Origin of the sequence: Micromonospora sagamiensis (genome assembly GCF_014680085.1) — a bacterium.
In the GTDB taxonomy this organism is placed as follows: domain Bacteria; phylum Actinomycetota; class Actinomycetes; order Mycobacteriales; family Micromonosporaceae; genus Micromonospora; species Micromonospora inyonensis.
In genome coordinates, this window is sequence record NZ_AP023438.1 from 2932141 (window position 1) to 2956856 (window position 24716).

The 24716-nt window shown below is 73.6% G+C and carries 28 protein-coding genes; 17 read left to right on the top strand and 11 right to left on the bottom strand.

Annotation, left to right across the window (positions count from 1 at the left end):
* Positions 1 to 77: 77 nt before the first annotated feature.
* Complete coding sequence (locus IGA62_RS12695) at positions 78 to 1286, bottom strand: arginine deiminase (RefSeq protein ID WP_145821410.1); 1209 nt, start codon at positions 1284 to 1286, stop codon at positions 78 to 80.
* 163 nt (positions 1287 to 1449) lie between these two features.
* Here IGA62_RS12695 and IGA62_RS12700 point away from each other — a divergent pair, with 163 nt between their 5' ends.
* The 5 genes from IGA62_RS12700 (at position 1450) to pheA (ending at position 4840) form a co-directional block, all read left to right on the top strand.
* Positions 1450 to 2190 (top strand): hypothetical protein, encoded by a 741-nt coding sequence (locus tag IGA62_RS12700; RefSeq protein ID WP_145821409.1) that lies wholly within the window; start codon positions 1450 to 1452, stop codon positions 2188 to 2190.
* 167 nt (positions 2191 to 2357) lie between these two features.
* Complete coding sequence (locus tag IGA62_RS12705) at positions 2358 to 2816, top strand: hypothetical protein (protein ID WP_145821407.1); 459 nt, start codon at positions 2358 to 2360, stop codon at positions 2814 to 2816.
* Between the two features lie 61 nt (positions 2817 to 2877).
* Positions 2878 to 3267 carry an ACT domain-containing protein gene (locus IGA62_RS12710; RefSeq protein WP_145821405.1) on the top strand — a complete coding sequence of 130 codons (390 nt, stop codon included), beginning with the start codon at positions 2878 to 2880 and terminating at the stop codon, positions 3265 to 3267.
* Between the two features lie 99 nt (positions 3268 to 3366).
* A complete protein-coding gene (locus IGA62_RS12715) occupies positions 3367 to 3873 on the top strand; it encodes a hypothetical protein (RefSeq protein WP_186500369.1) in 507 nt (168 codons plus the stop codon).
* 10 nt (positions 3874 to 3883) lie between these two features.
* On the top strand, positions 3884 to 4840 hold the full coding sequence (gene pheA / locus IGA62_RS12720; protein WP_145821403.1) for a prephenate dehydratase: 957 nt from the start codon (positions 3884 to 3886) through the stop codon (positions 4838 to 4840).
* Positions 4841 to 4946: 106 nt separating this feature from the next.
* On the opposite strand, the gene IGA62_RS12725 is transcribed toward pheA, so the two are convergent.
* The 3 genes from IGA62_RS12725 to IGA62_RS12735 form a co-directional block, all read right to left on the bottom strand.
* A complete protein-coding gene (locus IGA62_RS12725; protein WP_145821401.1) occupies positions 4947 to 5666 on the bottom strand; it encodes an AIM24 family protein in 720 nt (239 codons plus the stop codon).
* 95 nt (positions 5667 to 5761) lie between these two features.
* Entirely contained in the window at positions 5762 to 6124 is a 363-nt protein-coding gene (locus tag IGA62_RS12730) for a metallopeptidase family protein (RefSeq protein ID WP_176737798.1), read from the bottom strand.
* A gap of 94 nt (positions 6125 to 6218) precedes the next feature.
* On the bottom strand, positions 6219 to 6650 hold the full coding sequence (locus IGA62_RS12735; RefSeq protein WP_091453849.1) for an OsmC family protein: 432 nt from the start codon (positions 6648 to 6650) through the stop codon (positions 6219 to 6221).
* A 222-nt stretch (positions 6651 to 6872) separates the two neighbouring features.
* On the opposite strand from IGA62_RS12735, the gene IGA62_RS12740 reads away from it, so the two are divergent.
* From IGA62_RS12740 to IGA62_RS12750, 3 genes are all read left to right on the top strand, one after another.
* Positions 6873 to 7730, top strand: a complete 858-nt coding sequence (locus IGA62_RS12740; protein ID WP_145821398.1) for a hypothetical protein — start codon at positions 6873 to 6875, stop codon at positions 7728 to 7730.
* Between the two features lie 175 nt (positions 7731 to 7905).
* Positions 7906 to 8727: an HAD family hydrolase gene (locus tag IGA62_RS12745; protein ID WP_145821396.1), complete on the top strand. Its 822-nt coding sequence runs from the start codon at positions 7906 to 7908 to the stop codon at positions 8725 to 8727.
* Positions 8727 to 9566 carry an HAD family hydrolase gene (locus IGA62_RS12750; RefSeq protein ID WP_232624992.1) on the top strand — a complete coding sequence of 280 codons (840 nt, stop codon included), beginning with the start codon at positions 8727 to 8729 and terminating at the stop codon, positions 9564 to 9566. Before IGA62_RS12745 ends, IGA62_RS12750 begins: the two co-directional genes overlap by 1 nt.
* Positions 9567 to 9581: 15 nt before the next feature.
* Here IGA62_RS12750 and IGA62_RS12755 read toward each other — a convergent pair whose 3' ends face one another.
* The gene (locus tag IGA62_RS12755) at positions 9582 to 10187 is read right to left on the bottom strand and encodes a bacterial proteasome activator family protein (RefSeq protein ID WP_145821394.1); all 606 of its coding nucleotides are present in this window, start codon (positions 10185 to 10187) and stop codon (positions 9582 to 9584) included.
* A gap of 52 nt (positions 10188 to 10239) precedes the next feature.
* A complete protein-coding gene (locus tag IGA62_RS12760) occupies positions 10240 to 11202 on the bottom strand; it encodes a GNAT family N-acetyltransferase (RefSeq protein WP_232624993.1) in 963 nt (320 codons plus the stop codon).
* Positions 11203 to 11279: 77 nt separating this feature from the next.
* On the opposite strand from IGA62_RS12760, the gene IGA62_RS12765 reads away from it, so the two are divergent.
* Complete coding sequence (locus IGA62_RS12765; protein WP_145821392.1) at positions 11280 to 12077, top strand: alpha/beta hydrolase family protein; 798 nt, start codon at positions 11280 to 11282, stop codon at positions 12075 to 12077.
* Positions 12078 to 12166: 89 nt separating this feature from the next.
* Entirely contained in the window at positions 12167 to 13354 is a 1188-nt protein-coding gene (locus tag IGA62_RS12770; RefSeq protein WP_145821390.1) for an ABC transporter substrate-binding protein, read from the top strand.
* 58 nt (positions 13355 to 13412) lie between these two features.
* On the opposite strand, the gene ddaH is transcribed toward IGA62_RS12770, so the two are convergent.
* Positions 13413 to 14246 carry a dimethylargininase gene (gene ddaH / locus IGA62_RS12775; protein ID WP_342353918.1) on the bottom strand — a complete coding sequence of 278 codons (834 nt, stop codon included), beginning with the start codon at positions 14244 to 14246 and terminating at the stop codon, positions 13413 to 13415.
* Between the two features lie 59 nt (positions 14247 to 14305).
* On the opposite strand from ddaH, the gene IGA62_RS12780 reads away from it, so the two are divergent.
* Both IGA62_RS12780 and IGA62_RS12785 read left to right on the top strand, forming a co-directional pair.
* The gene (locus IGA62_RS12780) at positions 14306 to 14764 is read left to right on the top strand and encodes an Lrp/AsnC family transcriptional regulator (protein WP_145821388.1); all 459 of its coding nucleotides are present in this window, start codon (positions 14306 to 14308) and stop codon (positions 14762 to 14764) included.
* 128 nt (positions 14765 to 14892) lie between these two features.
* The gene (locus IGA62_RS12785) at positions 14893 to 16788 is read left to right on the top strand and encodes a beta-propeller domain-containing protein (protein WP_145821386.1); all 1896 of its coding nucleotides are present in this window, start codon (positions 14893 to 14895) and stop codon (positions 16786 to 16788) included.
* A 64-nt stretch (positions 16789 to 16852) separates the two neighbouring features.
* Here IGA62_RS12785 and IGA62_RS12790 read toward each other — a convergent pair whose 3' ends face one another.
* From IGA62_RS12790 to mobA, 3 genes are read right to left on the bottom strand one after another with little or no spacing between them, the layout of a single operon-like run.
* Positions 16853 to 17956 carry a T3SS (YopN, CesT) and YbjN peptide-binding chaperone 1 gene (locus tag IGA62_RS12790; RefSeq protein ID WP_145821384.1) on the bottom strand — a complete coding sequence of 368 codons (1104 nt, stop codon included), beginning with the start codon at positions 17954 to 17956 and terminating at the stop codon, positions 16853 to 16855.
* A 51-nt stretch (positions 17957 to 18007) separates the two neighbouring features.
* Positions 18008 to 18265, bottom strand: coding sequence for a DUF6457 domain-containing protein (locus IGA62_RS29625; RefSeq protein WP_198501229.1), 258 nt, complete (start codon positions 18263 to 18265; stop codon positions 18008 to 18010).
* Positions 18262 to 18867, bottom strand: coding sequence for a molybdenum cofactor guanylyltransferase (gene mobA, locus IGA62_RS12795; RefSeq protein ID WP_377464662.1), 606 nt, complete (start codon positions 18865 to 18867; stop codon positions 18262 to 18264). The genes IGA62_RS29625 and mobA overlap by 4 nt, the downstream gene beginning before the upstream one ends.
* Positions 18868 to 19018: 151 nt before the next feature.
* Here mobA and fdhD point away from each other — a divergent pair, with 151 nt between their 5' ends.
* A complete protein-coding gene (gene fdhD / locus IGA62_RS12800) occupies positions 19019 to 19864 on the top strand; it encodes a formate dehydrogenase accessory sulfurtransferase FdhD (protein ID WP_145821382.1) in 846 nt (281 codons plus the stop codon).
* A gap of 26 nt (positions 19865 to 19890) precedes the next feature.
* Here fdhD and IGA62_RS12805 read toward each other — a convergent pair whose 3' ends face one another.
* Entirely contained in the window at positions 19891 to 20934 is a 1044-nt protein-coding gene (locus IGA62_RS12805) for a DUF4192 domain-containing protein (RefSeq protein ID WP_145821380.1), read from the bottom strand.
* Positions 20935 to 21173: 239 nt separating this feature from the next.
* Between IGA62_RS12805 and IGA62_RS12810 the strand changes: the two genes are divergently transcribed.
* Genes IGA62_RS12810 through IGA62_RS12825 form a run of 4 tightly spaced genes read left to right on the top strand, consistent with a single transcriptional unit; the run spans position 21174 to position 24608 of the window.
* Positions 21174 to 22091 carry a fructosamine kinase family protein gene (locus IGA62_RS12810; protein ID WP_145822256.1) on the top strand — a complete coding sequence of 306 codons (918 nt, stop codon included), beginning with the start codon at positions 21174 to 21176 and terminating at the stop codon, positions 22089 to 22091.
* The gene (moaA, locus tag IGA62_RS12815) at positions 22088 to 23101 is read left to right on the top strand and encodes a GTP 3',8-cyclase MoaA (protein WP_145821378.1); all 1014 of its coding nucleotides are present in this window, start codon (positions 22088 to 22090) and stop codon (positions 23099 to 23101) included. Before IGA62_RS12810 ends, moaA begins: the two co-directional genes overlap by 4 nt.
* Before the next feature lies 1 nt (position 23102).
* Positions 23103 to 23348, top strand: a complete 246-nt coding sequence (locus IGA62_RS12820; RefSeq protein WP_145821376.1) for a MoaD/ThiS family protein — start codon at positions 23103 to 23105, stop codon at positions 23346 to 23348.
* Between the two features lie 12 nt (positions 23349 to 23360).
* On the top strand, positions 23361 to 24608 hold the full coding sequence (locus IGA62_RS12825; protein WP_145821374.1) for a metallophosphoesterase: 1248 nt from the start codon (positions 23361 to 23363) through the stop codon (positions 24606 to 24608).
* The last annotated feature ends 108 nt before the right edge of the window (positions 24609 to 24716 follow it).

A 24716-nucleotide genomic window follows, 5' to 3' on the forward strand; every position in this document is an offset into this window, starting at 1 on the left:
TGAGCTGAGCCCTCCCCGGTGTCTGCAGGGGACCCCTCCTCGCGCTTTTTGGTGAGCAGGGGGCCCCTGCAGGCACCTCAGGCGAGCAGCGGGTCGCGGACCAGCGGGCAGGACATGCAGCGTGGGCCGCCCCGGCCGGAGCCCAACTCGGACCCGGCGATCGGGATCACCTCGATGCCGGCCCGTTCGAGCTGGGCGTTGGTCTCGACGTTGCGTTCGTAGCCGACGCAGAGCCGGGGAGCCAGGGCGAGCGTGTTGTTGCCGTCGTCCCACTGTTCGCGCTCGGCGGTCACCGGGTCCAACCCGGTGTCGATCACCCGGAGCGCGTCGAGGTCCATCGCGTCGGCCGCCGCGCGCAGGAACGGGGCCGGTCCGTCGACCTGCGGCTCGCCGTCCGGGCCCGCCACCACCGTGTACGCCGACAGCGTGTGGGCGACGTTCGGGTACATCAGCACGGCGTCCACGTCGACCATGGTGCAGACGGTGTCCAGGTGCATGGTGGCCCGCTCCTGCGCGATCGGCACCACCAGGATGGTGTGGGCCAGTCCGGCGGCGAGGACCCGCCGGGCGAGGCGCTCCGCGCCGGCGGGCGTGGTCCGCTCGCCCACCCCCACCGCCAGCACGCCGGGCGCGAGCAGGAGCACGTCCCCGCCCTCGAGGTGCTCCAGGCCCGGTTCGTAGAGGAACCGGGAGTCGGCGAAGCGGGGATGGTGCCGGTAGATCGCGGCGGTGAGCGAGGTCTCCCGGCGCCGGGCCGGCATGGCCAGACTGGTCACCCCGACCCGGTCCCGGATCCACAGTGACGAGTCCCGGCTGAAGAGCAGGTTCGGCAGCGGGTCGATGACGAAGTCGTGCCGGTCCATCAGCGTGTAGACCAGCCCGCCGGGACGGTCCCAACTGGTCCGCAGTTCCTCGTGGGCGAGGCCGGCGACGAACACGTCGGCGAGGGCGGCCGGGTCGAGATACGCGAGGTGGTCGGCGACCCGTCGACGCAACGTCTCGCCGAGACGCCGGTCGCCCAGTACCTGGTCGGTCAGCTCCGCGCGGGCGTCCGCGACCGCCAGCGTCTCGGCCAGTAGGGTGGCGAGGTACAGCACCTCCACCCCGCGCTCGCGCAGGGCGGCGGCGAAGGCGTCATGCTCCTCCTGTGCCCTACCCACCCATGGGATAGCGTCGAACAGAAGTGAGTCGTTGTTGCGGGGGGTGAGTCGCGCGAGTTCGGGGCCGGGCCGGTGCAGGAGCACGGTGCGGAGCCGGCCGACCTCACTGTCCACGTAGTGGGTCACCCACGCAGCCTAGGCCAGTGGTTGACGGCATCCGGGAAAAGAGATGGGCATGAATGTGGCATTCATCCACACTCACTCCGGTGCTTCGACTTGCCGACACACCGGTCTAGCCACGTAGGGTAGTGAGGACATAACTTCGAGGGACCTTTTGCCGGAGGTCGCGATGTCTGTCTTTCCCGCACGTCGAGCCGTACCCACCACCCGGGCACTGCCGCCCATGGGGGCTCCACCGTCCCACATCGAGGCTTCCGGCCTCCCCGCCCCGGTTCGGCCGTCGCCGTTCGGGTGGGCACGTCGTCGCCGCGCGGAACGGGGTGCCCGTCGGCTGGAGGCCGCCGGGGCCCGCGCGCTCGGCCAGCTCGACACCCTCGGGCCGGCCTGGCACGTGATCGAGTGGCCGCGGGCGGACCTGGCGGACACACTGCTCGACCCGGTCCAGGACGACCGTGCCGGGTTCCTCGCCATCGGCCCCAGCGGGCTGTTCGCGATCAGCATCGTCGACCACGGCCGCACCCGCGTGCTCGTCGCCGGTGACGTCGTCCAGATCAACGGCAAGCGCCCGCCGTACGTGGCGGAGGCCCGCCGGGACGCCAAGCGGGCCAGCAAGGCGCTCACCAAGGCCGTCGGCAAGACCATCCCGGTGACGCCGGTGCTGGCCTTCGTCGGGTCCGGTGACATCAGCGTCTACGGCCTGCCGAAGGACATCCTCATGGCCACCCACCGCGAACTCGACCGGTTGCTCATCGCCGGTGGCGCGCGGATCAGCCCGGCCACCGCGGAGAAACTCGCGCAGGTCGCCCAGCATCCAGGGACCTGGACCAACGGCACGTACCGTCCAACTGCCGACTACCGGTGGTACGAGGAGAGCCGAATGGCCGCTGACAAGCGGGCGAACCACCGGTAACGTCACCGGCGACGCTACGCGGCCGGGGTCCACCACCCGTCCGCGCCGTCGCCGGTCATCCGCTGGCGGGCACCCCTTCCCACCTGCGGTCCGGTGGCTTCCGCGGGTCGCCGGTGAGCGGGTGGCCAGCCAACATGGACAGCCCGGCGGTGCACAGAGGAGGCTCGGTGGCCCACGTCGAACTCTCGCTTTCGGACGTGTTCGTGCCGGCGGCGCGAACCCCGACAGAGCACGGGTTCGGCAACTTCGAGCAATGGTCCGCCACGGTCTCCCGCGCACTGGAACCCTGCCTGCTGATCGACGTGGAGACCAAGGTCGCCGCCGTGTCGGCGTCCGGCTGTGAACTGCTCTGCCTGGGCACGCCGGACGAGCTGATCGGCCTGCCGTTGCTCGACGGCGGATTGCGTCTGCTCGACTTCACCGCCAACCGGTGCGAGCTGACCGAGCAGGAGGTCGACAAGATCCCCCCGCTGCTGGCCCTCTCCTCCGGTCGACTCGCCCGTGGCCTGCTCCGGGTGCAGGCCGCCTGCGCGGACGCGTCGGACGCCACCGTCGACGCCATCTCCACGCCGGTGCTCGCCGACGGCGTCGTCGCCGGCTCGCTCACCTTCTTCTCCGAGGTCTGAACTCCGCCCGACGCGGCAACAGGCGTGTACCGGGGCCTCCTCGACGCCGTAAGGTTCCCTCATGCTGGATATCGCTCTGCTGCCGGGCGAGTACGCTGTGTGCCGGCTGGCCGCCGGTGCCGCCCTTTCACCCGGGCTCTGGAGCGACCTCGGCACCGGGCAGGTCGTCTCGGTGAGCTGGGCCGCCGACGGTGTCTCCGTGATCTGCCCGATGGACCGGCTGCCCGGCGGCCTTCCCGTGGAGACGGCCTGGCGGTGCCTGCGCGTCGTCGGCCCGCTGGGCTCGGTGGTGACCGGGATGCTCGCCGCACTGGTCGGTCCGCTCGCCGAGGCCAGAGTCGACGCGGTGGCATTCTCCACCTACGACACCGACCACCTTCTGGTGCCGGCGGTACGCCTGGTCGAGGCGACGGCCGCCCTGCGCGAGGCTGGGCACCGGGTCGCCGACTGACTTCACCCCGGGCCCGTCGCGCCCTACCATGGGCACGACCCCGTCGCAACGACATCCACCTATGTCAAGGACCGGTTCGTGCCCACCACCTTCTCCCGGATGCTGGCGTTCAGCCTGCTGACCGTCGTCCTCGGCGGGTGCGGGGCTCCACCGGAGCTGGAGCAGCAGTCGGCCGGGCGGCCGACGCCCACCGCCACCGCTGTCCCGCCCGCCACCGCCTCCCCCACCCCACCCGCCGGTCTTCCGCTCCCGCCGCCGACGGTCCTGCCGTCCACCCCCGGCTCCTCCGGCGCGGTCGCCGTCGCCTGTCGCAACGGCCCCTCCGGTGAGCAGGTCCTGCGGCTGGTGCGCGGCTCGGCCGGGGTGCTGCCCGGCGACACCGGGGTCCGGGTGCGCAGCGCACCGCTCTGCGCGGACGACTGGCAGTACACGGTGCTCGCGGTCTCCGGGTACGAGGATCTGACCGTGGTCAGCCAGGGGCGACCGGGTGCGCTCCGGCTGGTCACCGCCGGCACGGACGTCTGCACGATCGAGGTGCGGACTGCCGCACCGACCGGCATCCGGACGCTGGCCTGTGACGGCACGGGCGGCCTACCGGGTGCGTAGGCTGGTCGGCATGCCGGGAACACCGCCGACCCGTTTCGTCTACCTCGGCCCCGAGGGCACCTTCGCCGAGCAGGCGCTGCGCACCGTCCCCGCCGCCGAGCGCGGCACCCGTACGCCCGCGCGCAGCGTCGGCGAGGCGCTGGACGGCGTACGGGCGGGGGAGGCGGACGCCGCCCTGGTGCCCCTGGAGAACTCGATCGGCGGCGCGGTCGGCGTGACGCTCGACGAGATGGCCGAGGGGGAGCCGCTGGTGATCACCCGCGAGGTGGTCCTGCCGGTGGAGTTCGTCCTCGGGGCCCGCCCCGGCACCATCCTCGCCGACGTCCGTACCGTGGCGGCCCATCCACAGGCATCCACGCAGTGCCGGAACTGGCTGCGGGGCCACCTGCCGGACGCGGTGGTGGTGGACGTCCTCTCCAACGGGGCCGCTGCCGGCGGGGCCGCCGCCGGCGAGTACGACGCGGCGGTCTGCGCCCCGATCGGCGCCGCCCGGCACCGACTGGCGGTGCTCGCCGACAAGATCGCCGACCACCCGGACGCGGTGACCCGGTTCGCGCTGGTCTCCCGGCCGGGCCCGCCGCCCCCGCCGACCGGCGACGACCTCACCTCGCTGGCCGTCTACATCGCCCACGACCGGGTCGGGGCACTCCTGTCGGTGCTGATGGAGCTGGCGGTACGCGGGGTGAACCTGACCCGGATCGAGTCCCGCCCGACCGGTGAGGCGCTCGGGCGGTACGTCTTCTTCCTGGACTGCGCCGGCCACGTCGCCGACGTCCGGCTCGGGGAGGCGTTGCAGGGGCTGCGCCGGGTCTGCGCGGACGTCCGCTTCCTGGGGTCGTACCCCCGGCACCGCTTCAGCGACGCGCCGGGTGACCGGCCGGTCCCCGCCCCCGCCGGCCTCTCCGACGGCGACTACGCCGACGCGGCGGCCTGGCTGGCCCGCATCCGGGCCGGCACCCAGTCCTGATCCGCGGCCCGCTGCCCGGCTGAGATGCCTGCAGGGGCCCCCTGCTCACCAAAATGCGTGAGGAAGGGGCCCCTGCAGGCAGTGGATCACTCAGCGGGCAGGTGGATCAGCTGAGCAGACCGCCGAGAAGGCCGCCCTGCTGCTGCTGGGTGCCGCTGCCCTGGAGAGGGGGCTCCTCGGAGGGCTGGACCACCACGAAGCCCTGGCCGGCGAAGCTCATCGTGAACGCCTCGCCGGTGCTCCGGCCGAGCAGGGTGCCCAGGCCGAGCTGCTCCGCCCGGTGGTAGCCGGTCTGGAGACTCGCCGACCAGCAGACGGCGGCCTGCGGGTCGACGTAGGTCGGCGCGTCGACGTTGAGCACCACCGGGGTGCCCTTGGTGGTGATGGCGATCCGGCCGTGGCCGCTGAAGACGCAGTTGAACAGGCCGGACGCGGCCATCCCGGTGCCGCCGACCATCTTGATGTCGTACTGGAGGGACGAGTCGAAGGCCAGCACGCTCGAACCGTTGATGGACAGGGCGTCGCCGGGTTCGAGGTCGATGATGTGTACGTCCTTGGCGAAGTCGGCGAGGAAGACGTCACCCCGGCCGGTGAGCTTCATCAGCGGAACGCCCTCACCGGTGAGCTTCTGCTTGAGGAACTTGCCGAGGCCACCGGAGCCGAGGGCCTGGAACTGCACCTGCCCCTGGTACGCGACCATCGAGCCGACGCGGGCCATCGCCTCGCCGTTCAGCTCGATCTTCAACATCTTGGAGTTCTGCAGCCGCATGCCGGGCTGAGCGGACTCCTTCTCGAGGTTCTCCGCGGAGAACAGCGCGCTGCGCATGGGTCTTCCTCCTGAATCCGGGTTGCCTGCTCGGAGGGTAGGTGACCGCCGCAACCGGCGTGCCGGCGGTGGCGGGTCGGACGGCCGGTGGGCGGTCAGCCCCAGCCCAGCTCGTGCAGGCGGTCGTCGTCGATGCCGAAGTGGTGGGCGATCTCGTGCACGACGGTCACCGCGACCTCGTCGACGACGTCCTCGTCGCTGTCGCAGATGCGCAGGATCGGCCGTCGGTAGATGAGGATCCGGTCCGGCAGGACCCCGGAGTAGTCCCAGCCGCGCTCGGTCAACGCGTGCCCCTCGTAGAGGCCGAGCAGCTCCGGGTCACCGGGGGGTGGGTCGTCCTCGACCAGGATCACCACGTTGCTCATCAGGCTGAGCAGCTCCTCGGGCACCTCGTCGAGGGCGTCGCCGACCAGCTCCTCGAAGCGCTCGCGACTCATCTCGACCGGCACGGCACCCATTCTGCCGTAGTCGGCGGCCCCGGCGACGCCCCGCTCGACGGCGGCTCAGGACGCGGCGACGCCTCCGCCCCGGTCCCGCGGCGACACCCGGGGCTCAGGACGCCAGGCGGGCGGTGAGGCTGATCTCGGCCCCCGGGGAGAGCAGCCGGGAGATCGGGCAGTTCCGCTTGGCCTCCTCGGCCAGCGCGGTGAACCCCGCCTCGTCGATGCCGGGCACCTGCCCGGTGGTGTCGAGGTCGATCCGGGTCACCGTCATGCCGGCGTCGGTCTTGTCCAGGTGCACCTTGGCCGTGGTCTCCACGGAGGTGCCCGGAGTACCCGCGTCGGCGAGTGCCTTCGAGAGGGCCATCGAGAAGCAGGCGGCGTGCGCCGCGCCGACCAGCTCCTCCGGGTTGGTCCCCGCGCCCTCCTCGAAGCGGGACTTGAACGAGTAGTTCCCCTCGTACCCTCCCTGGCCGGTGCGGAGCGTGCCGGAGCCCTCGGTCAGGTTGCCCTGCCAGCGTGCGGATGCGGTTCGGATAGGCATGGTCCGACGCTATCCGACCTGACTCCGCCCGGCGACCGGGTGCGTCCGCCGTGACCCGGTCGGGTCGTTCCCACCGCGCGGCCCGCGCGCAGGTCACCGCCGGCGGTCCAGCCGGCCGGGCGGCGGCCCGGTGTTCCCGACCGTCCCGGGCCGGTTGTGTCATGATTCGGCGCAGACCCGCGAACGGTGCAGATCGGACCCGCGACCGCGGAAGGGTGGCCGATGTCCCAGGATCTCCCCATTCCCCGCCAGAGCAACCGGTCCGACGGCCCGGCCGTCCTGGAGTGGGGCACGCCCGACCCCGCGCCGGAACGTCTCACCCGTACGGTGGCCGGGCTCGGCCGGGACCCCCGGCTCCCCGTCGTCCTGGTCGGGTTGGGCGGTGCCGCCGCGCTCGCCTCGCTGATGGGCGAGTGGCTGGTGATGACGCTGCCGGAGAACGGGCCGGAGGGCAGTGGCCGTCTCCGCGTCCCCAGCGGGGTCTCCGAGGTGGGCGGCTTCGGGGTCACCTACCTGGTCGGGCTGCTCGGCCTGGCCGGCGCGGCGGCGCTCGCACTCGGCGGCACCCGCGACGCCCGGCGCAACGCCCGGGTGCTCGGCTCGGGCCTCGCGGTGGCGCTGCTCGCGCTCCTCGTCGCCGCCGCCGTCTCGCTCGACGACTCCACCCGGCGGTCCCTCTTCTACAGCGCCGACAGCGGCTTCCAGGTCGAGTACGGGCGGGGACTGGTGATGGCGTTCGTGGCCGTGGCGCTGCTCGGCTCGGCGCTACGACTGAGCGGATCGGCCGACCGCGGGCCGGGCCAGGAGGCCGGGGACGGCTCCCGGTCCCCGGAGCACGGGTCGGCGGCGCGCGACGAGGCGGCCGACTCCCCGGAGCACGGGTCGGCGGCGCAGGACGGGGCGGCCCGTTCCCCGGAGCAGGCGACGCCGGAGCCGGGGCCCACGGCGGAGCGTTCCGACCGGCCGTGGTGGCCGAGGCGGCGACGCCGGGCGGTGGAGGAGCACCCGCCCGTGCCGGAGGGGCTGACGGTGGAGCCGTCCGCCCCGTTCGCCGGTCCCGAGCCACCCACCGGCCGCTGACGGCGGTCCCCGTTCGGCGCAGGTGGCCGAACCGACACCGGGGGTTGGTGGTCGATTCGCCGGGAAGCCGTGGTCGCGAGCGGATCAGCGAGGTACGGTGGCTGCCCGCCGTCACGCACCGCGAGGCTCCGACGACCATTCGGGTGGCGCGGCGGCGGCGGGCGAAGGAGGAGCGATGACCCGCCCGGGACTGCCGAAGATGATCGCCACCGACCTCGACGGAACGCTCGTCCGCAGCGACGAGACGGTCTCCGCGTACACCCACGGGGTGCTCGACCGGATCCGGGCCGCCGGCATTCCGGTCGTCGGCGCGACCGGTCGGGGGCCGAGACTGACCGAACTGACCCGCAACGACATCCGGGCCGCCGACTACCTGGTGATGGCCGGCGGCGGCCGGGTGGTGGACCAGAGCGACCCGGACGGACCGGTGGTGCTCCGCGACGAGCGGCTCTCCGGGCCGGTGCTGGCCGAGATCGTCGCCGACCTGGAGGCGGCGGTCGGCCCGCTGACCGTGATGGTCGAGGCGCTGGACGACCCGAGTGCGCCGCTCTGGGGCGACTACCACCCCAGCTGGCCCTACCAGGACCTGTTCGAGCCGCGTACCCGTGCGGAGTGCCTGACCCACGACGTGATCAAGGCGTTCGCGCGTACGCAGGACCACCACGTGGACGAGCTGCTGGAGGTGGCGCGGGGCATCGTGCCGGCCGACGTGGCCACGCTCACCCAGGCCGGGCTCGGCTTCGTCGAGATCTGCCCGCCGGGAGTGGACAAGTCGACCGGCCTCACCGTGGTGGCCGAGGCGCTCGGCGTGGACCCGGCCGACGTGCTGGTCTTCGGGGACATGCCCAACGACCTGCCGATGTTCGAGTGGGCCGGCTGGGCTCGGGTGGCGGTCGCCAACGCCCACCCGGCGCTGCGCGCCGTCGCCGACGAGGTGACCCTGCGCAACGACGACGACGGGGTGGCGGTGTACCTGGACCGGCTACTGTCCGGGTGATGGACCCGACCCCGCCCCTCGCCACCATCCGGCCCACCCCCCGGCTCGTCGCCACCGACATCGACGGCACCCTGCTCGGCCCGGACCGGACGCTGAGTCCGTACACCGCGCGGGTGCTGGAGCGGATCAGCACCCAGGGCACGCCGGTCGTGCTGGTGACCGGCCGTCCGATCCGCTGGCTACAGGTGGTGTACGAGCAGCTCCACGCGCCGCTGCCGGCGATCTGTGCGAACGGGGCGGTGGTCTACGACCCGGCCGCCGACGAGGTGCTGCGCGCCGACCCGCTCGCCCCGGAACTGCTGGCCGAGGTGGCCCGGCGGCTACGGGCGGCGGTGCCGGGGGTGAGCCTCGCGGTGGAGGTGGTGGACAGCCGTCAGATGCGGCACGAGGCGCACTTCCCGCTGTACTGGGACGCCGACCCGACGGTGATCCGGGCCGTCGAGACGCCGGAGGAACTGCACGCCGCCCCGGCGGTGAAGCTGCTGGCCAGAGCCGGGGAACAGGATCCGGACCGGTTCACCTCCGTGGTGGCGGAGGCACTGGCCGGGCTGGCCGAGGCCACCCACTCGTCGCGCTCCGGGCTGGTGGAGATCTCCGCCTCGGGGGTGACCAAGGCCGCCGGGCTGGCCTGGTACTGCTCCCGGCTGGGACTGTCCGCCCGGGACGTGCTGGCCTTCGGTGACATGCCGAACGACGTACCGATGCTGACCTGGGCCGGACGGGCGGTGGCGGTGGGCAACGCGCACCATGCCGTCCTGGCGATCGCCGACGAGGTGACGGCGGCGAACACCGAGGACGGCGTGGCGACGTACCTGGACCGGGTCTTCAGCCCGAGCTGACGCCCGCTCCCGGGGTCAGAGGTACTGGCCGGTGCTGGGCCCCTCTCCCGTCGGCGACGGGGGCATCCCCGGCATGCCGGGGACCACCGCGCCCGGGCCGCTGGGCAGCGCGTGCCGGCCTCCGGAGCGCATCTGTTCGAGCTGCACCCGGGCGGCCATCTGCTGCGCGACCAGCGCCGCCTGGATGCCGTGGAAGAGACCCTCCAGCCAGCCGACGAGCTGGGCGTGGGCGATCCGCAGCTCGCCCTCGCTGGGGGCCTTCTCCTCGGTGAAGGGTAGGGAGATCCGCTCCAGCTCCTCGCGGAGTTCCGGGGCGAGACCCTCCTTCAGCTCGACGATCGACCGCTCGTGGATCTCCCGCATCCGGTGCCGGCTGGCGTCGTCCAGCGGGGCGGCCTTGACCTCCTCCAGAAGCTGCTTGATCATGCTGCCGATCCGCATCACCTTGGCCGGCTGCTCCACCAGACGGGTGGGGTCCTCCTGGTGCGCCTCGTCGGTCTGCACCGTGCCCACCGGCCGGCCGTCCGGGCCGACCACCACCACGGTGCCGGAGTGCCCGGTGCCGTCCCGGCCCGGCTCCTCGTTCTGTTCAGCGGAACGTCCTTCGGTCATGGCACCCATCTTTACCCAGGCCGGGGTGCCACCGCTCGCCGGGACGGCGGGTGACCGGTGCTCAGTAGCCGACCAGGCGGTGCAGCCGGAGGAACGTCTCGGTGAAGCCGAGCGCCGGCCAGGCGCGTGAGGAGAGCAGATTGGTCACCCGCCAGTCGGTGACCACGCTGTCGAATCCGCTGTCGGCGGCCCAGTCGACCACCGCAGCGCCCAGTGCCCGGCCGGCCCCGATTCCCCGGGCGGGCGGGAAGACCGCGGCGAACGCGAGGAACCCGGCGTTCTCCGGTCGGGCCAGGCCGAGGTGAGACCCGGACTTCTCGATGGCGCAACCGATGGCCGAACCGACGACCTCGCCGTCGCGTTCGACCACGAAGGTGGCGTAGTCGGGGTTGTCGATGTCGTCCGCCCACTCGGCGAGGCTCTCCTCGACGCTGCCGACCAGGCCGGCGGAGAAGGTCGGGGAGCGCCCCTGGTGCAGGGGCAGTTCGACGTCGAGCCGGGCGAGCACCGGGACGTCCGCCCGGGTGGCCCGGCGCACGGGCGGCCCGGTGGTCGGGGTCGGGCCGGACGCCGGCCGGATGGCGTGCGCGTGCTGCTGGCCGAAGCCCAGGCGGAACCAGGCGTGCGCCAGCTCCGTGTCGTGCGAGGGCACGAGGACGTAGTGCGCCGTGCGGCCCTCGTCGACCCAGCGGGCGGCGGCGGCCGCATACAGGTCCCGGGCCACCTCGGCGTCCGTGACCGCCTGGCCGGCCGCCTCGACCCAGACGTTCGGTCCCCACACCGGTGACGGCTTCGGGGCACCGAGCACGAAGCCGACCGGGACACCCGCGCGGAACGCGACCGCGCCGGACGCGTCCGCCGTCCCGAACGCGGCGGTCAGTTCCGCGACGGCCGCGCCGACGTCGGCGAACCGGGGGGACAGCAGCGGTTGGGCGGCGCGGTGGCGACGGTGCCGGTCGGCCAGCAGCGCACCGCAGGCCGCCAGATGCTCGGTGCCGAACGGCCGGATCTCCAGTCGGGGCATGGCGGGCACGGTACCGACGGGCGGTCCGGGCGGACACCCGTTTTCCGCCGTGGGGCGCCACGCTCTACGGTCACGGCATGTCCAGCGACCCCCGTGAGGTGCTGACCCGCCCCGCCCCCGACCCGGACGTCACGGTCGCCTACGGCGACCTGCCGGACCAGGTGGCAGACCTGCGTCGGCCGGTGGGGTCCGGGCCGAACCGGCCGCTGGTCGTGGTGGTGCACGGCGGCTTCTGGCGGGCGGAGTACGACCGCGCGCACACCGGTCCGCTGGCGGCCGGACTGGCCGCGCTCGGGTACCCGGTGGCCCAGGTGGAGTACCGGCGTACCGGGCAGCCCGGGGGCGGCTGGCCGGCGACGCTCACCGACGTCCGCGACGCGGTGGCCACGCTGCCCGACCTGGCGGCGCGGGAGCTGCCCGACCGGGTGGCCCCCGGGCCGCCGCTCCTGGTGGGGCACTCCGCCGGTGGCCACCTCGCGCTGTACGTGGCCGCCACGGCCCCGGAGACGGTGGCCGGGGTGCTGGCCCTGGCCCCGGTGGCGGACCTGGCCGAGGCGTACCGGCGGGACCTGGACGGCGGGGCGGTGGCCGCGCTGCTCGGCGGCGGCCCGACGGAGGTGCCCGACCGGTACGCGCACGCCGACCCGTCGATCTCGGTGCCGACGCGAACACGTACGGTAGTCATTCACGGCGCACTGGACGAGCAGGTGCCGATCGCACTGAGTCGGGCATTCATCACAAAAGCCCGGAACATGGGAGCACCCGTGTCCCTGGTCGAGCTGCCCAGGTGCGAGCATTTCGGGCTTATCGACCCGACCTCGCCGGCGTGGCCGGAGGTGACCGGCGCGCTGCGATCATTACAACAAGATCAATGACCATTGACGCAGCGTCGATGAGAGAGTAGAACGCCGGAGGGACTGCGACTGTCCAGGCAACACCTCCCGGAAGGAACTCGGTGTAGCAGATGAACCGCAGGCGGGTGCTCCAACTGTTGGCCGCGACAGTCGGGACGACAGGGCTGACCGCTGCGTGCGGCACCGACATGGGCGACGACACACCGGAGGCGGGCAGCCCCATCAAGATCGGGCTGATCGCACCCCGGGCCGGCGGCTACAAGCCGATCGGCGACGAGCTTCTGAACGGTTTCCAGCTCTTCCTCGACCTCAACGACCAGCACCTCGGCAACCGGCCGGTCACCCTGCTCACCGCCGACGAGGGGGAGAACGCCGCCAGCGGCAAGGCTGCCGTCGACAACCTGCTCCAGCAGGGCGTGCTCGCCCTGACCGGGGTGGTCAACTCCTCCGTCATGGTCGGCATCCGGGACACGGTGGAGCAGGCCCGGGTGCCCCTGGTGGGCTCCGACGCCTCCCCCGCCACCCTGCAGAGCGTCGTCTACATCTGGCGGACGTCGTACGTGCTCGACGAGCCGGGCCGGGCCCTCGGCGGCTACCTCAGGCAGCAGATGCCGGCGGGTAGCCGGGTGGTGATCATCGCTCCGGAGAACGTCGGCAGCCTCGACGTCGTCAAGGGGTTCCGGCAGGAGTTCGGGGCGTCCGACCCCCGGCTGGTCGGCGAGCCGATCTGGACCCGCTTCTCCACCGACCCGGGCGGCGACTACTTCCGCGCCGACATCCAGCAGGCGCTGGCCCGCGACCCGGACGCGATCTTCTGCTTCTACGCCGGCTCGGCGGCGGTCCAGTTCATCCGCCAGTTGCGCGGCGCCGGCTACCGGGGCCCGGTCTACGCCCCCGGCTTCCTCACCGAGGGCTCGGTGCTCAGCGAGATCAAGCCGGCCGAGGCGGCGAACATCATGACCTCGCTGAACTACTCCGCCGACCTGAACAACGCGGCGAACCGGCGGTTCGCGGCCGCGTACCGGAAGAAGCACAACGCCTCGCCGACCACGTACGCGATGGCGTCGTACGACGCGGCGCAGGTTCTGGACAAGGCGATCCGGCTCGCCGGCCCGAACGCCAACTCGCAGCAGGTGAACCTGGCGCTCGGCAAGGTCGGCCAGATCGACAGCCCACGCGGTTCCTGGCAGTTCAACCAGCCGCGCACCCCGCAGCAGCGGTGGTACCTGCGCCGGGTGCAGCTCGACGGCCAGGTGCTGGCGAACATGCTGGTCACCGAGCTGGCCACGCTGGGCTGAGACGGCACGGGGTCGGCGACCGGTGCCCGGTCGCCGACCCCGTCGCGTACGGCTGCGGTCAGTGCCGCAACTCGGCGATGCAGCACTTCACGCTGCCGCCGCCCTTCTTCAGTTCGGCCAGCTCGACCGGGACCGGGGTGTACCCGGCGGCCTTCAGCTTCTCGGCCAGGCGGGTGGCCTCGCTGTTGAGCACCACGTGCGCCCCGTCGCTGACCAGGTTGAGCCCGAAGGCGAGGGCGTCGGTGTCGTCGGCGACCACCGCGTCCGGGAAGAGCTGGGCCAGCACCCGCTGGCTGGCGTGGGAGAACGCGCCCGGGAAGTAGACGATGTTGGTGTCGTCGATCGCGGCGAGCGCCACGTCCAGGTGGTAGAAGCGCGGATCGACCAGGTGCAGCGAGATCACCGGACGACCGAGCGCCTCCTGCGCCTCGGCGTGGGCGGCCGGGTCGGTGCGGAAGCCGTACCCGGCGAGGACCAGCCCGCCGTGTGCCTCCGGCACGTACGCGAAGTCGCCCTCGCCCTCGTTGGTCTCGTTCGGGGCGATGAACCGCCAGCCCTGCTCCTCGTAGAAGGCGCGGTGCGCGGCGGCCTCGGCGGCGCGCTGCTCGTGCTTGAAGCGCGCCCCGTAGACGATGCCGTCCACCACGAACGCGCCGTTCGCGGCGTAGACCATGTCCGGCAGGCCCGCCTGCGGTTCCAGCAGGTGCACGGTGTGGCCGAGGTTGACCAGGGTCTCCCGCAGCCGGTCCCACTGCTTGACGGCCAGTGCGGTGTCAACCGGCGTGGTGACGTCCATCCACGGGTTGATCGCGTACTCGACCGCGAAGCGCTCCGGCGAGCACATGAGATATGTCCGCTTTCGCGGCACTCGCTGCTGGTTCACGATGACCAAGATTAGGTACGGTTGACCGTCGTCAACAGCCACAACCATTGCTTCCAAGGGGCGGAACGTTGCAGATCGACGCCGTAGACCAGCGAATCATTGCGTTGCTCGTCGCGGACGCCCGCGCCTCGTACGCGGAGATCGGCAGTCGGGTCTCGCTCTCCGCCCCGGCGGTCAAGCGCCGGGTCGACCGCCTGCGGGCCACCGGGGTGATCCGGGGATTCACCGCCGTCGTCGACCCGGCCGCCGTCGGCTGGACCACCGAGGCGTTCGTCGAGCTGTTCTGCGCCGGCCGGACCACCCCGGCCCAGATCGGCGCGGTCGCCCGCCGGAACCCGGAGGTGGTCGGCGCGTACACCGTCTCCGGCGAGGCGGACGCCCTGGTGCACCTGCGGGCCGCCGACATGAGCCACCTCGAACAGGCGCTGGAACGGCTCCGCGCGGAGCCCTTCGTCACCTCGACCCGCAGCGCCATCGTGCTGTCCCGGCTGGTCGAGTCGCCCGGGGTCGGCCCCTCCACCCGCTGAGGTCACAGTCGGTCGCCGGCGGCGGATGAGCCCGACGCACGCCGACCGGGGAGCGGCACGGCGGACACCGAACCGGACAGGTGCCGAGCGACGGAACCGAACGGGCACCGGGCGCGTCGGAACACCCCATGAGACGGGGAATCGTCGCCCTCACCGCGCTCACCCTGGTGACCGGTTGCACGGCTGGCACGTCACAGCGGGACCGCACCGACCGCACCGACCGCACCGCCGTCGCCATGCGACTGGTCGCCTTCGACTCCTGCGCGGACGCCCTGACCGACCTGCGCGCCGCTGCCCGGAGCGCGGTCGGTCCGTGGGGCCTGCCGGGCGGCCCGGTGCCGCTGTCCGTCGCGGCCGAGGCAGGTGGCGCACGATCCGATGCCGGTCCGGCCGCTGCCGCCCCGGAACAACAGCCACACTCGGCCACCAACAACCACGAGGCCGACGCCGACGAGCCCGACGTGGTCAAGACCGACGGGAATCGGATCGTCACGCTCACCGGGGGCGTGCTGCGCGTCGTCGACCCCGCCCGCCGTGCGCCGGCCGGCCGGCTCGACCTGAACCGGGTCGCCGGGGACGGCCACTGGTGGGCCAGCCAGCTGCTGCTGCACGGCGACCGGGCGATCGTCCTGGCCGCCGACGCGTTCCGCCCGGCACGCGGCATCCCCCGGCCCGACGTCGGCCCCTCGACGGAGACCCGGGTACTCCTGGTCGACCTGGCCGGAACCCCCCGGATGCTCGGCACGTACCGGATCGACGGGGAACTGGTCGACGCCCGCAGGATCGGCGACACCGCCCGGGTGGTGGTCCGGTCCCGGCCCCACATCGCCTTCCCGGAGCATGCCCAGGACGCCACCGACACGGAGCGGATCGCGGCGAACCAGGTGGCGATCGACCGGGCTCCGCTGGAGAACTGGCTGCCCCGGTACGAGTGGAGCGACGACGGTGGCCGACGGACCGGCCAGCTCCCCTGCGACCGGCTGTCCCGGCCGACCGGGCACACCGGCGCCACGCTGCTGAACCTGCTCAGCTTCGATCTCGACGCCGGACGGCTGGGCGACGGCGACCCGATCGGGGTGGTGGCGGAGGGGGACACCGTCTACGGCACCGCCGCCAGCCTCTACGTCGCCCACAACCAGGGCGGGCGAATGGTCACCCGGATGGGCGGCTCCGGCACGCGGTCCGAGGTGAGTACCGGGCTCCACCGGTTCGACCTGACCTCGCCCGGCCGCCCCCGGTACGTCGCCTCCGGGTCCGTCCCGGGCCACCTGCTCAACCAGTACGCGCTCTCCGAGTGGGAGGGGCACCTGCGGGTCGCCACCACCACCGACCCGGACGGCCGCTCCCGCGGCGCGGAGTCCAGCTCGGCGGTGTACGTGCTACGGACCGACGGGGACGAGCTGCGCCAGGTCGGCGCGGTCACCGGGCTGGGCCGGGGCGAGCGGATCTACTCGGTGCGCTACCTCGGCGGCACCGGTCACGTGGTCACCTTCCGGCAGACCGACCCGCTCTACACGCTCGACCTGCGCGACCCGACCGCGCCGAAGGTGACCGGCGAGCTGAAGATCACCGGCTACTCGGGGCACCTGCAACCGGTGGGCGAGGGTCGGCTGCTCGGAGTCGGACAGGAGGCCGACGAGCGGGGCACCCGTCAGGGGCTGCTGGTCTCCCTCTTCGACGTCACCGACCCGGCGAAGCCGACGCGGATCGCCCGCTACCACCGGGCCGGATCGTACTCGCCGGCCGAGCACGATCCGCACGCCCTGCTGTTCTGGCCGGCGAGCGGACTGGTGGTGCTGCCGGTGTCCGGCCCCGGAAGCGGCGGTCAGGGGGCCCTGATGCTGCGGATCGACGGGTCGAGTCTCACCCAACTCGGATGGATCACCCACCCCGGCGTTGGGCATCGGGGCGGGATCCTCCGTTCCCTGGTCGTCGGCGACACCCTCTGGACCCTCTCCGACGCCGGTCTTCAGGCCACCGACCTGGCCGGGCTCGCCAGGCGGGGGTGGATCCCCGCCACCTGATCCTTCCTCCCCTCAAGCGGGTGGGGCCCGGCTCTCGGGGTTTGCCGGGCCCCACCCGCCCTCCCTACAGATACATCCCGGTCCGGTGGTCGCCCTGCTCGCGCTGACTGGGCTTGTCGCCCTCCCCGAAGAACCGCTTGCCGCCGAACTCGCCGTGCAGGCGGTCGTCCAGCTCGTCCGCCAGACCCGTCATCACCTGCACGGCCAGCATCAGGTGGGTGGCCTGGAAGTTCCGGCCGAAGACCGGGATGGAGGCCCACACCGTGTCCTCGGCGCAGTAGAGCCGCCCGATCGGCATGCGGTTGGTCAGCTCGGAGAGCTTGACGTACAGACGCTCGGTCGGCTCCACCTCGGTGAGCACCGGGGAGAAGACGTCGACCAGGGGCGGATTGTCGCGGACCCGGACGAAGACCATCGCCGAGCCGGCCCGGATGTTGATGTCGCCGTCCGAGTCGACCTGGAGCTTGTCGGAGTCGGACTTGAGCATGCTGGAGACGACCGTCCGCACCTGCTCGGCAAGTGCCAGGACGTCGTTCGTCCCGGTCTGGGTGGCTGCGGCGGCGAGTGCCTCGTCGAGATCCGCCTCGACGTCGCGGTCCGGGCCGAACTCGCTGCGGGCGGTGCCGAGCGGACCCGTCGGGAGCGGCTCTCCCCCGGCGTCGTGCACCAGGTAGACCAGGAACGCCGGGTGCGGCGCCCCGTAGACGTCCCGGAGCGTACGGGAGACGGCCGCCGCCAGGCGGGTCGCCCCGTCGGCCGAGCCGATCAGGCCGAAGTACTCGCCGGAGCCCTCCACCACCCCGGGCGGCGACCAGCCGAGCGCGATCATGTCGGCCACCGCCGCGCGGTCCAGCCGGTAGCCCTCCGGCAGGGTGGCGTTGCCGACCGCCCGGGCGACGAGCCGTCCGTCGTCGTCGACGTCCACGCTGATCGAGTAGACCGCGTCGCCGGTGCCGGAGGCAGTGGGATCGAGGGTGACCGCGAGGTGCGCGCCCACCGGCAGGTCGCCGAGCCGTGCGGCGAGCGCCCGGGCGAACTCCCGCCACGCCTCGGTGACCTTGGCGCGCAGGTCGGCGGTGGTCGGCTCGTCGAGCAGGATCGACTCATGGTGATCCGGCATGGTGCCGGCCGCGTCATCGGCCGGCGTCGGGGGGTGGTCTGCCGTCATGATCGTCTCCGTCCGTCAGGGCCACCCTACCCACGGCCCCCACCGGGCCAATCAACCCGCCGTGTCCTCACCGCCCAACTCCACCGGCCAGGACCGGGCCAGCCCACCGAGCCGGGCCGCGGTGGCCGCCGGGTCCGCGCCCCGGGCGACCGCCAGCCCCAGCAGGTACGCGGTGACCGGGGCACCCGGGCGCACCACGTGGTGGGCGACGTCCCGGGCGAGGTCGAGCACCTCCGCTACCGGTACCCCGGTCGGGTCGAGGTCCAGTTCGGCGCAGGCCGCCGTCACCCAGTCGTCCATCCGCGTCATCGCGTCCACTCCTCCGCCCGCCGTACGTCGTCGTCAGTGTCGCAGTCGAACCAGGGCGGCGGGCCGTCGCCGGACCAGCGCAGCTCGGCCACGGTCAGCCCGGTCAGGAGCGCCCGGACCGACGCCCCGGTGAGCGTCCCGCCCCGGTCGGCGGTGAGCCGGTCGACGGCGGCCCGCAGCGGAGCCGCCCGCCAGATGCCGCAGAGGAACTGGCGTCGTCCGTCGGCGTCGACGTGGCAGATCCCGTCGACGGTGGCGTCGGCGGCGAGCGCCCGGCGCAGCTCGCCCACTGCCGTGGCGGTGAGCAGCGGCAGGTCACCGGCGAGCAGCGCGACGGTGGTCGTACCCGGCAGCAGCAGGGCCAGCCCGGCGGCGACAGCCGCGACCGGCCCGCCACCGGCGGGTTCCTCCCGGGTCAGCCGGACGTCGCCGGGGACGGGGATGGTGTCCGGGCCGACCACGATCCGGGGCGCCGCGTCGGCGACCGCCGCCAGGACGCGGTCCCGCATCGGGCGACCGCCGACCGCGAGGCCGGGCTTGTCGATCCCGCCCAGCCGGCGCGCCGCGCCGCCGGTCAGCACCACTGCCGCGTAGCCGGACACCCGACCACGGTAGCCCCGCCAGGGGCATCTCAGCCCCGTCGGGGGGGGCACCTCAGCCCCGCCAGGGGCACGTCGCCCAAGCCGACAGGCTGCGTCCGTCCGTCGGCGGGGGCGGGCCGCCGCCGTCTCCCGGTCGGGGCAGGATGGGCGGATGGGACGGGCGACTGACCGACGCAGCGTGCTCCGCATCGACTTCGGGCCGGACGGGCGGGTGGTCCGCCGACCGGACAACCTGGCCGCCGAGGAGCCGCTGGAGATCCGGGTCGGCCCGGCTGGCCCGTCCCGTCGGCGTCCCCTCGCGGTGACGATGCGCACCCCCGGGGACGACCTCGACCTGGCGCTCGGCTTCCTGCTGACCGAGGGGCTGATCCGGTCGACCGACGACGTACAGACCGCCCAGCTCTGTGCCGGGGCGGAGACCCCGAACACGTACAACGTGGTCGACGTGGTGCTGGCCCCCGGCGTACCCGAGCCGGTGACCGACCCGGCCCGCAACTTCTACACCACCAGTTCCTGCGGGGTGTGCGGCAAGGCGAGCATCGACTCGGTGCGCACCCGCTCGGTGTTCCGGGTCGCCGACGACCCGACGACCGTGCCGGCCGGGGTGCTGGCCGCGCTCCCGGACACGCTGCGTTCCGCCCAGCGTGGCTTCGACCGCACCGGTGGACTGCACGCGGCCGGCCTGTTCACCGCCACCGGGGAGTTGGTCGTGCTGCGGGAGGACGTGGGTCGACACAACGCGGTGGACAAGGTGGTCGGCTGGGCCGTCCGGGAACGACGGCTGCCGCTGGCCGGGCACCTGCTCCTGGTCTCCGGACGGGCCAGCTTCGAGCTGACCCAGAAGGCGTGGATGGCCGGGATACCGCTGCTGGCCGCGGTCTCCGCGCCGAGCACCCTAGCCGCCGACCTGGCTGCCGAGGCGGGGATGACCCTGGTCGGCTTCCTGCGGGACGAGAGCATGAATGTCTACACCGGCGACCATCGGATCAGCCGCTGACCGGCTGCGGGCGAGACCCCGGCAGGTCAACGGCCACCGCGGCGGCGTCGGCGGCGACGGCTGGTGCGCTTGTCGTTGAGCACCGGCCAGTTGGCCAGTCGTGCCGGTGGCATGCCCCGGCGGAGCAGGTCGTCGAGGAGCAGCGCCATCGAGTAGTCGGGGTTCCGGGCGAGCACCCGCTCCAGGGCCACCGCCGCCAGCGCACCCTGACCGGCCCGGAACGCGGCGAAGGCCAGCAGGCAGCCCGGGGCGGCGGTCACCTCCGGCTCGCTCCGGCGGAACACGTCGGTCCAGAGCGCGATGTGCTCGTCCGCGCCATCGGTGCGTTCCCACACCACGTCCCGCGCGGGCACGAAGGTCAGGAGGACGCCGAGCCAGGCGATCTCGTCGTCGGTCGACCGCTCCCCACGCCGGGTCCGTTCCACCGCCGCGTGGTGCGCCTGCCGGGCCGCCCCGATCATCGCCTGTCCGGAGATCAGTTCCTCCGGGTTCACCGCTCCGAGCAGGTCACCGAGCCGTTCCCGGGCCCGGACGGTGGCCTCGCGCACCGCTTCCCGGACCGGCCCCTCCACCGGGGCCACCTGGGCGGTCAGCGCCGCCCGGTCGGGGAGGGCGACCTGCCCGGCGAAGACGGCGGCGGCGGTGACCTGGCTGGCCCGGGGGTCGTAGCGGGTGCCCTCGGGCGGGCAGCATCCGGGGTCGACGCAGAGGTACGACCAGTAGCGGTCGTCCTCGACCCGCAGGGCGTCCAGCACGGCGAGGCCGACCTCGTCCAGCTCCCGGCGAACCGCGTCCAGCGTGACGGTGACCCGGACGGCCGGACCGTACCCGACGACCGTGGCCGAGTCGGCACCCTGCCGGCCGATCACGGCGGCGAGATACCGGGAGACGGGTCCGGGGTCGGCGCCGGACGGTGTCAGGTCGGCGCGCGCGGCGAAGATGATCTGCTTCTCCCGGAGCGCGACCACCACCACGCTGTCGGCCGGGTGGAAGCCGAGCAGGTACGGCACGGCGGCGATGAGATCGGCAGGGGAGCGGACGGCGAGCCGGGGGCGGTCGGTGGAGTTCATGCCGGCAGCCTGCGTGGCGAACGGGTCGGCGGGCAGGCCCTGTGGACGACACGCGTTCCGTCCACAGGCCGGGGACCATCCGGCCCAGGTCAGCACGAACGTGCAGTCAGTGCAGGTTGTGCGTGCGGCGGCGCACGGGGCACCGGGGCGACCTTCCGCAGCCGGCGGGCGCACAGACGGGGCAGCTCGACAGCGTCCCGCCGGGCACCGTGCCGCCGCCGACCGGCTACCTTGCGCTCATGGACCTGGCCTACCTGCGGGCGCACCCGGCGCACCTGCCGACCTTCCTGACCCATCAGCGGATCCGGGAGACGCCGGTCTCCGGCGGCAGCATCTGCGCCGCCTCCCGGCTCACCCTGGACGACGGTCACTCGGTCTTCGCGAAGAGCTGGCCCGAGGAGGCCGCCCAGCCGGTCCCGGCGGGGTTCTTCGCGGCCGAGGCGGCCGGGTTGCGCTGGCTGCGCGAGGCGGACGCGGTGGCCGTACCCGAGGTGCTGGTGGCGCTGCCGGAGCTGCTGGCGGTCGAGTGGGTCGAGCCCGGCGAGCCGACGCCCGCCGCCGCCGAGCGGTTCGGGCGGGAGCTGGCCGCCCTGCACCGCAGCGGCGCGCCGGCGTTCGGGGCCGACTGGCCCGGCTTCGTCGGCGCGCTCGGCCAGGACAACACCCCGCAGGCGGGACCGTGGTCCGCCTGGTTCGCGCAGCGCCGGCTCCTGCCCTACCTGCGGCGCTCGGTCGACGGGGGCGCGCTCACCGCCGCCGAGACCGCGCTGGTCGAGCGGGTGGTCGACACCATCGGGGAGTACGGCGGGGACGAGCCGCCGGCCCGGATCCACGGCGACCTGGGGCCGGGCAACCTCGTCTGGGGGCTGGACGGGCGGGTCTGGCTGGTGGACCCGGCCGCGCACGGCGGCCACCGGGAGACCGACCTGGCCCAGCTGGCGCTCTTCGGTGGCGCACCTCACCTGGACCGGGTCCTGGCCGCCTACCGGGAGGCGTGGCCGCTGGCCGACGGGTGGCGGGCGCGGGTACCCCTGCACCAGCTCCACCTGCTGCTGGTGCACACCGCGCTGTTCGGCGCGAGCTGGCGCGAGGCGGTCGGCCGGGCCGCCCGGCAGGTGCTCGACGGAGCCTCCGGCCGCGCTACCGTCGAGCGATGAGCGCAGACCAGCCGAGCGCGGGCGGGCTCGTCGACCGGCACGGTCGCACCGCCCGGGACCTGCGCGTCTCGTTGACCGACAAGTGCAACCTGCGCTGCACGTACTGCATGCCGGCGGAGGGGCTGCCCTGGCTGGCCGGGCCCGATCTGCTCACCGACGACGAGGTCGTCCGGCTGGTCGGGGTGGCGGTACGCCAGCTCGGCGTGACCGAGGTGCGGTTCACCGGCGGGGAGCCGCTGATCCGCCCCGGGCTCCCCCGCATCGTGGCCGCCGTGGCGGCGTTGGAACCCCGGCCCCGGATCTCGCTGACCACGAACGGGATCGGACTGGACCGGGTCGCACCCGCGCTGACCGCCGCCGGGCTGGACCGGGTGAACGTCTCCCTGGACACCCTGGACGCCGACCGGTTCGTCCGGTTGACCCGGCGTCCCCGCCTCGCGGACGTGCTCGCCGGCCTGGCCGGCGCGGCAGCGGCCGGGCTCCGGCCGGTCAAGGTCAACACGGTGCTCATGCGGGGGATCAACGACGACGAGGCGCCCGCGCTGCTCCGCTTCGCCCTGGCCCACGGTTACCAACTGCGGTTCATCGAACAGATGCCGCTGGACGCCCAGCACGGCTGGGACCGGTCCACCATGGTCACCGCCGACGAGACCCTCACCGCCCTGACCGGGGAGTTCGACCTGAGCCCCGACCCGGCCGTACGCGGGGCGGCCCCGGCCGAGAGCTGGCTGGTCGACGGCGGTCCGGCCCGGGTGGGGGTGATCGCCAGTGTCACCCGGCCGTTCTGCGGCGACTGCGACCGAACCCGGCTCACCGCCGACGGGCAGGTCCGGTCCTGTCTCTTCGCCACCTCCGAGTCCGACCTGCGCGGCGCGCTGCGCGCCGGGGCCGACGACGCCGAACTGGCCCGCCGCTGGCGGCGGGCGATGTGGGGCAAGGCCGCCGGACACGGCATCGACGACCCCACCTTCCTGCAACCGGTCCGACCCATGTCGGCGATCGGAGGCTGACGTGCAGGTGACCATCCGCTACTTCGCCGGGGCTCGGGCCGCCGCCGGGCGCGCCGAGGAGCACACGGCCGGCGGGCGTACGCTCGACGAGGTCCTCGACGAGCTGACCGCGCGGCACGGCGACCAGCTCGCCCGGGTGCTCCGGGCCGCGAGTTTCCTGGTCGACGGCGTGACCTGTCATGATCGTCGAACCCCGCTCCCGGCCGGGGCCACGATCGACGTCCTGCCCCCGTTCGCCGGGGGCTGAGGGAGGCATGGCGTGTTGGCGGTCCTGGGCTTCGTGGGCACCCTGGCCCTGGTCACCGGCCTGATCCACCTCTACCTCTGGAAGCGGCTCGTCCGGGACACCACCCACCCCGGCCGCTGGCGGCGGATCGGCACGGTCAGCGCGCTGGTGCTGGCGCTGCTCGTACCGGTCACCATGGCCGGCACCCAGGCCGGCCTCTACTGGCTCGCCTGGCCCGGATACCTCTGGCTGGCGGTGATGTTCTACCTGCTGGTGGTCCTGGTCGCCCTGGAGGTGCCGATGCTGGTGACCCGGCTGGTGCTGCGCCGCCGGGTCGTCGCCGCCGAGCCGACCACCGCCGCGCCGGAGCCGGCCCTGGTGGGGGCCACCGGCACCGCCGACCCGCCGGCCGCCGAGGCGGTGGGGCAGCCCGACCACGACCCGGCCCGGCGGCTGCTGCTGGCCCGGAGCGCGGCGATCTTCGCCGGGCTCACCGCGACCGGTGTGACCGGGTACGGCATCCGCACCGCGCTCGGCCCGCCCCAGCTCGACCGGGTGCAGATCCCGCTGGCCAAGCTCCCCCGGAGCATGGACGGCCTGCGGATCGCCACCGTCTCCGACATCCACCTCGGTCCGCTGCGCGGCCGGGCGCACACCGAGCGGATCGTGGCCGCCATCAACCGGCTCGACGCGGATCTGGTCGCGGTCGTCGGCGACCTGGTCGACGGCAGCGTCGCCGAGTTGGGCGAGGCCGCCGCGCCCCTGCGCGGCCTGCGCTCCCGCTACGGCAGCTACTTCGTCACCGGCAACCACGAGTACTACTCCGGCGTCGAGGAGTGGGTGCGGGAGTTGGACCGGATCGGCCTCCAGGTGCTCCAGAACGAGCGGTTGGAGATCACCGCCCGGGGTGGGGTGCTCGACCTGGCCGGGGTGAACGACCCGTCCGGCGAGGGTGGCACCGGGCTGGCCGCCGGGCCGGACTACGCCGCCGCGCTCGGCGACCGGGACCCCTCCCGGCCGGTGGTGCTCCTGGCCCACCAGCCGGTGGCCGCGGTGGAGGCCGCGAAGTTCGGCGTGGACCTGCAACTGAGCGGGCACACCCACGGTGGGCAGATCGTGCCGTTCAACCTGGCCGTCCGACTCCAGCAGCCGGTGGTCTCCGGGCTCGGCGAGGTGGACGGCACGAAGGTCTACGTGACCAACGGCGCGGGCTTCTGGGGCCCGCCGGTACGCGTCGGCGCGGAGCCCCAGATCACCCTGGTCGAACTCCGCTCCCGCTGACCTACCGGCTGCGGACCGCCCGTCGGCCCCGGGCGTCACGAGGATTACCCACGTCACCGCCGCGCGTGGCGGGGAGCGGGCCTCCAGCCGGGCGTGACAGGATGCGGC